13 protein-coding genes are annotated in these 13,541 nt (G+C 43.9%); 6 read left to right on the forward strand and 7 right to left on the reverse strand.

The annotated features are described in order from the left end of the window. Positions 1-19: 19 nt before the first annotated feature. Complete coding sequence (locus DQQ10_RS14005; protein ID WP_133259649.1) at positions 20-280, reverse strand: hypothetical protein; 261 nt, start codon at positions 278-280, stop codon at positions 20-22. 584 nt (positions 281-864) lie between these two features. Between DQQ10_RS14005 and DQQ10_RS14010 the strand changes: the two genes are divergently transcribed. The 3 genes from DQQ10_RS14010 to DQQ10_RS14020 all read left to right on the forward strand — a co-directional run bounded on the left by DQQ10_RS14010 (position 865) and on the right by DQQ10_RS14020 (position 4,565). Then, positions 865-2,217, forward strand: coding sequence for an ammonium transporter (locus DQQ10_RS14010; protein WP_112747500.1), 1,353 nt, complete (start codon positions 865-867; stop codon positions 2,215-2,217). 83 nt (positions 2,218-2,300) lie between these two features. After that, positions 2,301-3,440 (forward strand): outer membrane beta-barrel protein, encoded by a 1,140-nt coding sequence (locus tag DQQ10_RS14015; protein ID WP_112747501.1) that lies wholly within the window; start codon positions 2,301-2,303, stop codon positions 3,438-3,440. A 90-nt stretch (positions 3,441-3,530) separates the two neighbouring features. Beyond that, positions 3,531-4,565: a glutamine synthetase beta-grasp domain-containing protein gene (locus DQQ10_RS14020; protein WP_112747502.1), complete on the forward strand. Its 1,035-nt coding sequence runs from the start codon at positions 3,531-3,533 to the stop codon at positions 4,563-4,565. A 458-nt stretch (positions 4,566-5,023) separates the two neighbouring features. Here the strand turns inward: DQQ10_RS14020 and DQQ10_RS14025 are convergent, their stop codons facing one another. From DQQ10_RS14025 to DQQ10_RS14050, 6 genes are all read right to left on the reverse strand, one after another. Beyond that, positions 5,024-5,677 (reverse strand): outer membrane beta-barrel protein, encoded by a 654-nt coding sequence (locus DQQ10_RS14025; protein WP_165823930.1) that lies wholly within the window; start codon positions 5,675-5,677, stop codon positions 5,024-5,026. A gap of 235 nt (positions 5,678-5,912) precedes the next feature. Beyond that, positions 5,913-7,811, reverse strand: a complete 1,899-nt coding sequence (gene asnB / locus DQQ10_RS14030) for an asparagine synthase (glutamine-hydrolyzing) (protein WP_112747575.1) — start codon at positions 7,809-7,811, stop codon at positions 5,913-5,915. A gap of 107 nt (positions 7,812-7,918) precedes the next feature. Further along, positions 7,919-8,515, reverse strand: coding sequence for a hypothetical protein (locus DQQ10_RS14035; protein WP_112747504.1), 597 nt, complete (start codon positions 8,513-8,515; stop codon positions 7,919-7,921). Further along, complete coding sequence (locus DQQ10_RS14040; RefSeq protein WP_112747505.1) at positions 8,512-9,279, reverse strand: 3-keto-disaccharide hydrolase; 768 nt, start codon at positions 9,277-9,279, stop codon at positions 8,512-8,514. Before DQQ10_RS14040 ends, DQQ10_RS14035 begins: the two co-directional genes overlap by 4 nt. A gap of 52 nt (positions 9,280-9,331) precedes the next feature. Continuing rightward, positions 9,332-9,628 carry a hypothetical protein gene (locus DQQ10_RS14045; protein WP_112747506.1) on the reverse strand — a complete coding sequence of 99 codons (297 nt, stop codon included), beginning with the start codon at positions 9,626-9,628 and terminating at the stop codon, positions 9,332-9,334. A gap of 10 nt (positions 9,629-9,638) precedes the next feature. Next, positions 9,639-11,054, reverse strand: coding sequence for an FAD-binding oxidoreductase (locus tag DQQ10_RS14050; RefSeq protein ID WP_112747576.1), 1,416 nt, complete (start codon positions 11,052-11,054; stop codon positions 9,639-9,641). 36 nt (positions 11,055-11,090) lie between these two features. Here DQQ10_RS14050 and DQQ10_RS14055 point away from each other — a divergent pair, with 36 nt between their 5' ends. From DQQ10_RS14055 to DQQ10_RS14065, 3 genes are all read left to right on the forward strand, one after another. Then, entirely contained in the window at positions 11,091-11,594 is a 504-nt protein-coding gene (locus DQQ10_RS14055; protein ID WP_112747507.1) for a C40 family peptidase, read from the forward strand. A gap of 160 nt (positions 11,595-11,754) precedes the next feature. Further along, positions 11,755-12,717, forward strand: a complete 963-nt coding sequence (locus DQQ10_RS14060) for an isoaspartyl peptidase/L-asparaginase family protein (RefSeq protein WP_112747508.1) — start codon at positions 11,755-11,757, stop codon at positions 12,715-12,717. Continuing rightward, positions 12,714-13,448, forward strand: coding sequence for a copper homeostasis protein CutC (locus tag DQQ10_RS14065; protein WP_112747509.1), 735 nt, complete (start codon positions 12,714-12,716; stop codon positions 13,446-13,448). Before DQQ10_RS14060 ends, DQQ10_RS14065 begins: the two co-directional genes overlap by 4 nt. The last annotated feature ends 93 nt before the right edge of the window (positions 13,449-13,541 follow it).

Genomic DNA, 13,541 nt, shown 5'->3' on the forward strand with positions numbered 1-13,541 from the left:
GAGAAATAGGGGAGGACGTCTACTCGATTGGCGTTTGCGTTAATTCGTCCTTTATTTTTTTGGGGGCGTAATGAATCTGGTATCCTTTTCTTAGGGAAGCCTCAATACTTTTCTTATACTCTGTCCAAGTTGTTTCTTTGTCGCGATATCTTATCATTTCATCTTCTTTTTTCAACTCAGTTTCATTTCGAATCTCGAAGATGTCCCATTGAGAATAGTCGTTAGGATTAATTAAACAACATACGGTCTGAGGTCGCAGGTTGTCGATTAGTTGGTCCAAATCGCAAATTTGATTTTCTAGTTTACGCTTCAACCATTTTTGTCGGCAACGTCGGATACATGAAATTCTGCCGGAACCTAGCATACCGACAAATAACGCATTGCTCGTAGCTCCTAACTCGCAGCACGCAGCTTTCTAACAAGCTACCGAAACACCTAACATTCCGACATCGGACACCTGAACACTTCCTCCGAACACAGCACATGCACGAACGCAGCTTATTAAACCTACCTGCCAACTGTAGCAACGCCTCCTAATTTTGCTGCATGGACGCACATTTTGAAATATTTGGTATCGTTTTTCGATTTTAACCCAATGTTATTGGGATTTGTGTCCGTTTTATAGAATTCAATTCTGAATCCTGCCATTGCAATCTTTACAAAATTTTCAATAAAACTACGTTTCCCATTGAAACTATGGCCGAACTACAACGTTTTCGTTAATTTTTTTTCGAAAGTGACCTCATTTTTACCCTATTGTTAAAAAAATGAGGCCATATTTGAACATTGTTAGTTAAAAAATGACCCTCATTAACGCCCATAGCAATTCTTAAACCCTACAAACCTATAACCAAAACTATAACTATGAAAAAAGCGCTAATTCCATTCATCTTGCTGATCGTCATTAGCATCATGGGCGTAATCATGCCTGCGATCCCTACGACCATCAACACCGAGGGTATGAACTCCGGTGATGTGGCCTGGATGCTCTGCTCAGCAGCCTTGGTACTTCTCATGACGCCGGGTCTTGCCTATTTCTATGGCGGTATGATCGACACCAAAAACATTATCTCTACCATGCTCCAGAGCTTTGTTGCCATGGGCGTGATCTCTGTCCTCTGGATAGTGGTTGGTTTCAGCCTTGCATTCGGAACTGACTTAAATGGCTGGGGCCTTATTGGCGACCCTAGATCTTACTTCATGTTCCAAAACGTATTGGATGCGCCACTCTGGGGTACTATTCCATTGGTTTTGTTTGCTTTCTTCCAATTGAAGTTCGCGATCATTACACCTGCTCTCATCACCGGTACATTTGCTGAGCGTATTCGCTTCAAGTCTTATATTCTCTTCCTCGTATTGTTCTCTTTATTGATCTATGCTCCGCTTTGTCACTGGACATGGCATGCTGACGGATTTCTTTTCAAAATGGGTGTCCTAGATTTCGCTGGTGGTACAGTTGTACATATGTCGGCTGGTTTCGCTGCACTTGCTGCCTCTATCTACCTCAGAAATAAGAAGGAAGAAAAATCACACATCTCTCCAGCAAACATTCCATTTGTATTGCTTGGAACAGGTCTTCTCTGGTTCGGATGGTTCGGCTTTAATGCGGGTAGCGCTTTAGCTGCAAACGCACTTGCTGCATCTGCTTTCGCTACGACGAACACTGCGTCTGCTGCTGCCGGTCTCGCATGGATCCTTTTCGATTCTGTACGTGGCAAAAAACCATCTGCACTTGGTTTCTGTATCGGTGCTGTAGTAGGTCTCGTTGCGATCACGCCTGCTGCTGGTTTCGTAACGATTCCTTCAAGCTTGTTCATCGGAACATTTGCTGCTCTCATCTCTAACCTTGTGGTTAGCTGGAAATCTAAAACTTCATTGGAAGATACACTCGACGTATTCCCTTGCCACGGTGTAGGTGGAGCTGTCGGTATGATCATGACTGGTTTGTTGGCAACGAAAGGTGTTAACAGTTTGGTTGGTGATAACCAAGGTCTTTTCATCGACGGTGGTACACACCTTATTACGATGCACGTGATCGCATTGGTGATCGTGATTGCATTCAGCTTCTTGGGAGCACTTCTCTTGTTGAAACTCACAGACCTTATCTCTCCGCTTAAAGTAACTGCAGAAGAAATGAAAGTCGGTAATGACTACAGCCAGCACGGCGAAAATCTTTACCCTTCAGACTTCAGCACATTGAAAGAAGAAATAGCCTAACCTGAATACGAGGCCCTGCACGTAACAGGGCCTCTTTTAAAGCCCTCTTTTACCCTATCACACAAACCAAACAATCCTCACGTATGAAGAAATCAATTGTACTAGCTTTAGCATTGATCACACTTTCATTCTCGGCCTTTAGCCAGGATACCACAAAAACGTTCACACTCTCCGGATCTGTTGATACTTATGTTCGCACAGCGCTCGGAACTACAAACAACTTTGCAGGATACGGTCCTTCATCTTCATTCGCTGACCTAAAAGGTTTTTCCCTTGGTATGTTTAACCTGATCGCTTCGTACTCAGGTGAGCGGTCTGGTTTTGTTGGAGACATCGTATTTGGTCCGAGAGGTCAAGCTGCCGTGTTCGGTACTGCTTCAGGCCAGGCTGTCATCAACCAGATGTATGGTTACTACAAACTGTCTGATAAAGTAACACTGAACATGGGACAGTTCAATACTTTCCTTGGATACGAAGTAATTTCTCCAACAATTAACGTAAACTATTCTACATCTTACCTGTTCTCTTACGGACCATTCAACCACACAGGCTTGCGCGCAGACTTTGATTTCGGTGATGGGCTCGTTGGTAAATTGTCAATCATGAACCCAACAGACATCGTTGAATTCAATCCAGTGAATACATATACGCTTGGCGCACAAATCGGTAAGACTGGCGACTTCGGTGGTGTTTGGTTGAACTTCCTCTATGGTGATCAGGACGGCACATTGGATGAAGACGATTTTCACCTTGATGAAGACGGCGAATTCGTAACATCAGCAGGGTCAACCTTCCAAGTCGATCTTACTGCAGGCTTCAACATCAGCGAATCATTCTATCTCGGTGTTAACACATCATTGCAACAGACGGCTACTGGCGAAGCATTTACAGCGCCTGGTACTATTGCCGATGTTGATGGAGATGCATCGTCGTTCTTCGGCATAGCCGTGTATCCTAAGTTCACGCTTTCGGAAAGCTTCGCGCTTGGATTAAGAGGTGAATATTTTAGCGTGAAAAATGCACACCTTGATATTTTCGGACTCGATGCTGGCGACGGAGATGTTATCGAATTCACAGTCTCTGGCAACTGGAAAGTTGGTGGATTGACAATCATTCCTGAGTTGCGTCTCGACAAGACGTCAGAAGATTCATTCACAGACAAAGATGGTGAGCCAACAGATCAAATGTTGTCGGCTACCCTCGCAGCAGTCTACAAATTTTAATATACCTGACCTGGATGGATGGGATACTCCATCCAGGGATCTTAGAAACTACAACGAAAGAAAAACAACCAACAAACAAACAACGCTCGTATGTCAAAAACTAAATTAGAGTACATCTGGCTCGACGGTTATGTTCCGACGCAAAGCCTCCGTAGTAAAACTAAAATTGTTAAAGATTTCAAAGGCACTATCGAAGATTGTCCAGCATGGTCATTCGATGGTAGCTCTACTGAACAAGCTCCAGGTGGATCATCAGATCTTATCTTGAAGCCAGTAGCTTTGTTCCCAGATCCAGGTCGTAAAAAAGCGTTCCTCGTAATGTGCGAAGTACTCAGCGCAGATGGAACACCACACGCGTCTAATGGCCGTGCAACAATCGAAGATGATGACAGAGATTTCTGGTTCGGCTTCGAACAAGAATACTTCCTCTGGAATCCTGAAACTAACAAACCACTTGGCTTCCCAGAAAACGGATATCCAGCACCACAAGGTCCATACTATTGCTCAGTAGGTGCTAAAAATGCTTTCGGCAGAGAAATAGTTGAAGAGCATTTGGATCTTTGCCTTGATGCAGGTATCAACGTAGAAGGTATCAACGCTGAAGTTGCTGCTGGTCAGTGGGAATTCCAAGTATTCGCGAAAGGTGCGAAAGAAGCTGGTGACCAAGTTTGGGTTGCTCGTTACCTCCTCGAGCGTGTAGCTGAGAAATACGGTGTTGCGATCAACTGGCATTGCAAACCTCTCGGTGCTACCGATTGGAACGGTTCTGGTATGCACGCAAACTTCTCGAACAACCTCCTTCGTACAGCAGGTTCTAAAGATGTTTACGATCAAGTATGCCGCGCTTTCGCTCCTGTAGTGAAAGAACACATCGCTGTATACGGTGCTGATAACCACCTCCGCCTCACAGGTAAACACGAAACTCAGTCTATCGATAAATTCTCTTACGGTGTATCTGACCGCGGTGCTTCTATCCGTATTCCGATTGCTACTGTTGAGAACGGCTGGAAAGGCTGGTTAGAAGACAGAAGACCAAACTCTGCAGCAGATCCTTACAAAGTTGCAGCTAGAATTATTAAAACAGTAAAGACTGTTCCTGCTTACGCCACAGTGAACGGTAAATAATCATTGCCTGTAACCAATCAGGATGAAACTGTAAACGCCGCCGCTGTTCAAGACGCCACAGCGAACGGATCGTAAAAACTTTCTTTCAGGGCGTCTGGTTGTAGTTGAAGTCGGGCAGAAATGTCCGGCTTCTTTTTTTCCTGGCTAGTTAATGGCTACTGGCATCTCTACGCTTCGTCCAGAAGTTTCGCTGGGTTTAAACGCGGCGAAATCCTCCGACAACGAAATGCTAATGATGTATCTACTTCTCCCACACGAGGCTTTACTTACTACTCATTGAAGGTTTTCCCAACGTTTCACCGTGTTTTAAAAAAAAAAAAATACTCCACAACGAAACGTAGTAGACAAATTTTCGCCGGGTTTAAACCCGGCGAAACAACAACTCGCAAGCTAATTTTCAAAAGAAATAAAAAAAGCCACCCGAGGGCAGCCTTCTTTTAATATTAAAGCGGTTAAGATTATTTCTTACCACCACCGATTGTTACACCAAGACGGATACCGAGGTAGCTGTTTTTGAATTCGCTCTTCGCAACACCAATTTGCTCATATTCATCAGTCTGTTCATTGTACTCGAAAATAGGAGTCTCTTGTGAAGTTTTACCAACAAGGTTATAGTCAATTGATAATTGGAAGTGACCAGCGTCGAAACCCACTCTTGGGTAAAAACCGAATTTAGATTCGTCTTTTCCAAGATCAATGTTGTTTCCACTACCACCGGCACTAGCGTCCTCTAAGCTTACTGCCGCGATGCTGTAGATACCGAAACCAACGCCAGCAAAAGGACGGAAACCTGATGAAGCGTCTTTGAAGTAATACTGTCCGTTAACTGTATATGAACCTGAAGTTGATACATCAAAATCGGCAGTTGAACTTGAGGCATCTACTGTACCTCTGGCCATTGCTGCCCACTCCATGCGTAGGTTAACGAGAAGCATGTCGCTGATTCTATAACCAGGTTCAAGATAGAAGAGAACACCACCTTTAGCACCACTTCCGCTTGGAGATGCATAACCGGCACCAAGACCAACTCTAAATTTTTTCAATTCCTGGGCGTTGGCTGCTACTGAAATCATCAGAAAGCCAAGAAAAAATAGGATAGACGTTTTTTTCATGTTGTTTTTTGTTTTTAGGTAGGGCAAAGCACGCACTATTCCGGCACTGAACAAACAACGGGCACGGTCCATAACCGATGTGTGTAATAAATCGAAATAGATAAATGGCCATATTTATGAAAACGGGTGCAATCCAGTCAAAATGCGTTAAAACCCCGTTAAATGGCTGATCTCAAGTAGTGTAAGGTTTGGGTACTTTATCGCACATTCTCATCTGTTTTCTTCATTATAAAGGCTAACCGACGTATTTCCGCCACCATGCCTGAAATACGACAAGTGCCCATATACGAGCATGACTATCAGCGGGGTTAGCTGAAAATAGCTGTAGTTTTAGTTTACTGATTTCAGCAATATCGAAGAGTCCTTGATCCTGAATAAACTTTTCGCCGAGCAAATCTTCCGTGATGTAAGTCTTCATCTCTCTTCTAAACCATTTCAGCAATGGAACTTCGAAACCCTTCTTCGGACGATTGTAAAGTGCAGTAGGCAGTACGTTGCGAAAGGTGTCTTGAAGAATACGCTTTCGAATAGCGCGGTTAATCTTATAGCTTTCAGGAAGGCTGAATAAAAAGTTTACAACCTCAACATCTAAGAATGGCGTGCGCACTTCCAGCCCGTTAGCCATACTCATTAAATCGACTTTTGTAAGCATATCATTCGCCAATACCAATTGCACATCGGTATAAAGAATGTCGTTGATGTTTTCGTGCGAAGGGATGTGCTGTAAGATTTGTTTTCGTCGACCAACATATTCTCCAAGCCATTTATTTTGGCGCAAGTCGGGATGCAATAATTTAAGCGCGTCGTCGTTGCTTGCCAATGCTGCCCACTGCCAATAGCGATCCTTCGAATTCTGTTTAGCACCCTCTGCAAATCGCGATAGCTGCCGAATCTTATTACCAAAAGCACTGTTGCGCGACTGTGGTAGCGAGCCCCAAAGCGATGCCGTACTTTGAACTAGTTTCTCTTTAAGACCGGGATGAAGCACGCGATAATGTGCAGCGTGTTTGTTGTAACCGGCCAGTAACTCGTCTGCACCATCGCCAGATAGGGCTACCGTTGCATGTTTGCGCGTTTCTTTACTTAATATATAGACGGCGATTGCCGATGAATCCGCGAAAGGTTCGTCGATATAGTTTAATATGTCGTGAACATGTCGGTAGAGATCATCATTCGTCAACGAAAAAACAGTATGCTTTGTGTTAAACTTCTTTGCAACCAGTTCTGCATAATGAGTTTCATCAAAAAACTTTTCATCGCGAAATCCTATCGAAAATGTGTGGAGATCTGGTTTGTGTTTAGAAGCTAATGCGGTTATAACAGAAGAATCTAAGCCACCACTTAAAAATGCGCCAAGCGGTACATCTGATACCAATCTCCGTTGAACAGCTTCATCCATTAAACGCTCAAATGTCGATTGCGCTTCGGAGTATGAAATATTTTGATAGTTCCCCGGTGAATAGGGGATCGAATAGTATTGATGAACCGACATTTTCTGCCGGCGTATTTCAAGATAATGCCCGGGGAGAAGTTTTTTTACATGCGTGAATATCGTATCGGGAGCTGGGATGTAATTGAGTTGGAGATAGGTGTAAAGAGAATTGTAGTCGATTTGTTTTTCTAGTCCGTATTGTAAGATGGCTTTCATCTCAGAGGCGAACAGGAATTTATCGTCATCAAAAACATAGAGCAACGGTTTCACGCCGTACCGATCACGTGCAACGATCATCGTTTGTTCTTGCTTGTCATAAAATGCAAAAGCAAAGAATCCGTTCAGCTCGTTCAGTGATTCAGTGCCTTCATGCATGAGCAATTTTAGCAGTACTTCGGTATCGGACGTAGTATTGAATTTTTCTCCCTTTGATTCTAGTGAAGCTCGGAGTTGCTTGTAGTTGAAAATTTCACCATTAAAGACAATGCAATAACGATTCGATTCATCCCACATGGGCTGATTAGCAACAGCACGTGTGTCAATAATGGAAAGGCGACGATGGCCTAAGCCTATCCATTCATCAGTATAAATATCCTGAAAGTCGGGACCGCGTTGATGAAGGGCCATGGTCGCATTGGTGACATGAATGCGATTAAATTTTCCGACAAGATTAAAAGCGAATATTCCGGTAATACCACACATAGTGTCACGACATATTTTGATGTTTGAAAGGTAATGGATTGAATTGGAATCGCGATAAAATTTCGACAACAGCTGCGTGGCAATTACCGAATGCTTTTCAAGCGGCTTTACTTTTTGACGATGTAATTGCGTATCTGCCGGGTGAAACGCCAAACGAAAATGGCCAGTGTAATGCCGAGCAAAGTAATGAACTCAATCATGTTTCCACCGACGCCGGGAAGTTTTCCAAGTACGCGCGGGATGTAAGCCATCAAAAAGATGAACCAAATGTAATACAGACTTACGTTCTCATAGATTTCCATCGCAGATGATGATAGTTTCCCCTTTTCAAATTGATGTTCAATCCAGGGCATCACAAATACAATGAGGTAAGCCACGAATCCTCCTGCAAGTCGAATCGGAATCAATTCGCGTTGCGACAGCGTAATATATATCAACAGTTCAATAAGATGAATGCCATGCGCGATAGCGAAAACAAAAAAGGCTCTTGGAGGCAGCCACTGCGATGATGTGCTTCCTTTTAAAACAAAGATGGCACTAAATACAAGAAGCGATAATCGTCCGGATAAACGTGCGATAGCTTGCCAAACCTCGGTGGCGTGATCATACGCGACAATAGCGTGAAGAATAATCAAACATTCCATCAGAACGACCCCGAAGACAGCTCGCTTTGTGGTTATCGGATGGAATGATACGGCGATCAATTTGTTTTGATTTTTATGTTCTTAAACCAAACCTCGTTGCCATGATCTTGTAGATCGATGTGCCCGCTTTCCGCTTTTGCGTAATCGCTAAATGTTTTCCATTTACTTGCCGATTTCACCTCGTTCCATGTGGGAGAATTGATGTCGTATTGCAGCACTTTTTCTCCATTAAGCCAATGTTCAACGTGATTGTTCTTGCTCAAGATTTGTGATTGATTCCAGTGACCAACCGGATTGAGCGTTTTTTTTCCGGCGGCGTACATTCCAAATAAGCATCCTGTGAAATTACTTTCGTGTACATCGGCATAGGCAACATCGTCGAGAATTTGATACTCCGGTCCTGTAGCGTAAGGCTCTTCGTAATCTTCTCGCACCCGGAACATGACGCCGCTGTTACTTTGCTTTTGAATTTTCCATTCGAAGGATAGTTCGAAGTCATCATACTGATCTGTCGTGATAAGGTCTGCTCTTTTCTCCGCAGTTTTTGGTTCGAACGCTTTGCAATGCAATGTGCCGTGATCAACTTCCCAACTGTTGTTCTCCTTATCTTTATACATGCGCCAACCGTCGAGTGTCTTTCCATCGAAAAGTAATTTCCATCCGGCATCCTTTTCTTCTGCTGTTAATTCGTTGTCAGCCACAACAGCGTCGGCGGTAAGCTTTATTTCTTTTTCAGTGTCAGGATTTATCTCTTCTTTAACCTTTGCTTTTTGACAAGCCATGAAACAACTTACGATGAAAATGAATAGAGCGATCTTTTTCATATTTTGCTAATGTACTTAAATGTATTCCGTAGGATGGTGCTATGATTTGTTCTTATAGTCTAAATATCCACACCTTTGTAAAAGCACCAACACCAATAATTCCTTTTGGACTTTCTGTGAAGGAAATAATCTTTAAGTCCTTCGTTGCAATATCGTGCCGGGCGAGTTCAATCTCTTCATGAGAAGCTTTTACAATAGCCGCGTCACGGTGTGCATCGATATCTGGATTGGTAAAATATGCGGCAAGAAGGATCACTAATACGGCGACGACTTTAATCATGACTTTTGCTGCCTTGAACAGAATATACACTACAAGTGCAACGACGATAATGATGAGGATAAGCTGCATGGTTGTGAATTTAGAAAATCTTACCGGGATTGAGAATGCCGTTTGGATCAAATGCTTTTTTAATCCCGCGCATCACGTGAAGATTTGCTTCTCGCATGGCAATATTCATAAACGGTTTTTTGGCAATGCCAATGCCATGTTCGCCTGACAGTGTGCCTCCGAGGCTTACCGCGAGCGAAAAGATTTCCGCAATACCGTCATTCACTTTTGTATTCCAATCTTCGTCGCTCATTTGTTCTTTTAATACATTGATGTGCAGGTTGCCATCGCCAAGGTGACCGTAGCAAACAGAGTTAAAACCATAACGATGGCCGATCTGTTTGATGCCGACGATCAATTTCGGTAGGTTGGCGCGCGGTACAACAACATCCTCGGCTTTGTTAAGCGAATAAGCTTGTACTCCTGGTGAAATATTTTTTCTGATCTTCCACAGTTCTTCTTTTTGTAGTTCAGAATCCGCGAATAGAATTTCTCCTGCCTGAAAATTTTCGACGACGGCCATTACACGTTCAGCATCACGCATGAGCACTTCATCATCGTTGCCATCGAGCTCGCAGAGAAGGTAGGCATCCATATTTTCTGGGAACTGAGTTGTAACTTTTGCAGCGTAAATCTTTTCGCAATAGTCAATCGTTTTCATTGCCGCTTCGCGTTCAAAGAACTCCATGCCTGAAGGTGTAATGCCAGCACGGAAGATTTCTGCGATCGCTTTGCATGCTTCTTCATTGGTGACGAAAGGCATTAGCAACAGCACGGATTTTTGAGGAAGACCGCGTAGCTTGAAAACGATCTTGGTAATAATGCCCAATGTTCCTTCACTGCCACACATCAATTGCGTGAGGTTGTAGCCTGTAGAATTTTTTAGAACATTCGCGCCAGTCCAAATTATATCGCCTGTAGGAAGCACGACTTCCAGGTTTAGAACGTAATCGCGGGTTACGCCATACTTCACCGCTTTCGGGCCACCACTATTTTCAGAAACGTTGCCACCAATAAAGCACGAACCTCTGCTGGCAGGGTCAGGCGGGTAAAATAATCCTTTCTCTTTAACTGCATTTTGAAAAACTTCGGTGATGACGCCGGGTTCTACTGTCGCTTGCAGATTGAGTTCATCGATCGAAATGATTTTATTGAAACGTTCCATCGAGATAACAACTCCCTTTTCAATGGGCAATGCACCGCCACTCAATCCTGTTCCGCCACCGCGAGGTGTAACCGCAATATGGTGTTGGTTGCAGAGCCTCATAATGGCGCTGATCTCTTCCGGCGTAGTTGGTTTTAGCACGACATCAGGTAAAAAAGAGTAATCTTCAGTTTCATCGTGCGAGTAGGCAAACCGCTTTTCAGCGTCAACAATTACGTTTTCGTTGCCCACGATGGCCGTAAATTGGGTAATGATGTCGGTCGAAACTTCTGCAAATGGCATGAATCTGGTATATTTGGAAACTTTTTGATCTAAGTTATGAAGCAATTTTTCGGCATTAAAAGTAAGCAAAAGCTTCGTCTCGCGGCCTTTGTTATATCATCAGTTTTTTTGCTCTCTTGTGCGTCACATCGCTCCATGCCTGTGCGTGAAGAGAAAATCGACAAAGTTATCATTACAGCGAGAAGCTTTTTAGGAACGCCCTACAAGTACGGTGGAACAACCCGGTCTGGCATGGATTGCTCTGGTTTATTGTTGAATTCGTTTCGCGAAATTCAGGTGAGTTTACCACGTAGCTCAGAAGATCAAAGCAAAATTGGCGAGGAGATTAAGATGAGTGATCTACAGCCTGGTGATCTTGTGTTCTTTGCAACAGGAAAAAAACGTAAACGTGTTACACATGTTGGCCTTGTTACCGAATGCAAGGGTAAAGACAACGTGAAGTTTATTCATGCATCAAGTTCGTTGGGTGTGGTTGAAACCAACCTTTACGCAGAATATTATCAGAAGCGTTTTCGTGGCGCACGCCGCGTTATTTTATAAGCACGTTTACGCGCTAACGATATCAAGGGACTCCACGAGAGTTCCTTTTTTTGTTTTATAGCATCGTGTTCTCGTGTGTACTGAGAAGTTTCAAAAACTGTTTCTATACTTGAATATTGAATTGAGGAACGACGATCTTTAACAAACAATCCCGACGGCCATGACTACCAGAAGAGATTTTCTAAAAACAGCGGCGCTGAGTACGTCGTTGTTAGCAGCGCCAAAACTTATTGAAAAAAACTCGTCGGCATCGAAGCCTATCGTGCTGTCGACTTGGAATTTTGGCATGGCCGCGAATGTTGAAGCATGGAAAATTCTTTCGAAGAATGGGCGTGCACTTGATGCCGTTGAGGCAGGAGCGCGTGTGCCCGAAGGTGATCCCAAGGAAACATCGGTTGGTCTGGGAGGTTTGCCTGATCGTGATGGTAAAGTTACCTTAGATGCGTGCATCATGGATGAGCATGGAAACTGTGGTGCAGTTACCTATCTCCAACATATCGTTCATCCTATTTCTGTTGCCCGATTAGTAATGGAAAAAACACCACACGTGATGTTGTCTGGTGATGGTGCACTGCAGTTTGCATTGGCCAATGGTTTCAAAAAAGAAAAACTATTAACGAAAGAGTCGGAGAAGGTTTGGCGCGAATGGTTGAAGAAAGCGGAATACAAGCCTGTTGCCAACATTGAAAATCACGACACCATTGGTATTATCGCGCTTGATGCCGCTGGAAATTTATCGGGGGCGTGTACGACTAGTGGGATGGCGTTTAAGATGCACGGTCGCGTCGGAGATTCCCCCATCATTGGTGCTGGTCTCTACGTCGACAACGAAATAGGCGCAGCAACGGCAACTGGCGTAGGTGAGGAGGTGATTAAGATCGTCGGTTGTCATCTTGTAGTGGAGTTGATGCGTCAAGGGAATTCACCGGAAGATGCGTGTAGACTGGCCGTTGAGCGCATCGCGACAAAGAATCCCAAGAAAGCAAAAGAAGTTCAAGTCGGATTTCTAGCGTTGAACAAGCAAGGTGAATACGGTGCCTACTGCTTGCAAAAAGGATTTACTTACGCTGTACACGACATTTCCGGAAATAATCTATACGACGGTAAAAGCAAGTTTGCATGAAGATCGAAATTGTAGTCTACAACATAGAATCAGCGTTACGTGCGCAAGAAGGGGGAGCGGATCGTATCGAAGTATGTGCAAGTCCCGGCGAAGGCGGCATCACACCACCGTATGGCACCATTGAATCTATTCGTCAAAATGTGAGTATTGATGTCTATGTGATGATTCGCCCACGAGGAGGCGATTTCCATTATTCCAATTACGAATATCACGCCATGAAACGTGATATCTCCCAGTGTCAGAAGTTGAGTGTTGATGGCATTGTGTTAGGCATTTTAAATGCAGATGGAACACTCGATAAGAAACGTTGTAAGGAGTTGATCGATAAAGCGCGCCCGTTAAAAGTTACTTGCCACCGCGCATTCGATATGACACGTGATCCGTTCGAAGCACTTGAAGATTGTATTGAAGTTGGTTTTGATCGCATTCTTACCTCTGGACATCAAGCAAAGGCAATCCAAGGCGTTTCGCTTCTTGCGGAACTCGTAGAGAAAGCCGCAGGAAGAATTATTATTATGCCGGGTTCTGGCGTGAATGAGGGTAACGTAAAAGAGCTAGTAGCAAAAACGAAAGCTAGCGAAATACACTTTTCGGCAGTGGCATGTCGCCCGGGTGCCATGCAATATAAAAATCCAAACATCGCGGGAATGGGATCCGACGAAGGTTCAGAGTATATGCTCAGAACCGTCGATCCACAGATTATCAAAAGCGTGAGGTCTCTTATAGGATAGCAACCACTGCATTAGATTACGGACCATGTGATGATGTTGCAATGACGTCGAGTTCAGCATCAATCACAGCCAAGCGGGTACGATGCCGCGATA

The organism is Pseudochryseolinea flava, from assembly GCF_003286915.1.
Lineage (GTDB): Bacteria > Bacteroidota > Bacteroidia > Cytophagales > Cyclobacteriaceae > Ohtaekwangia > Ohtaekwangia flava.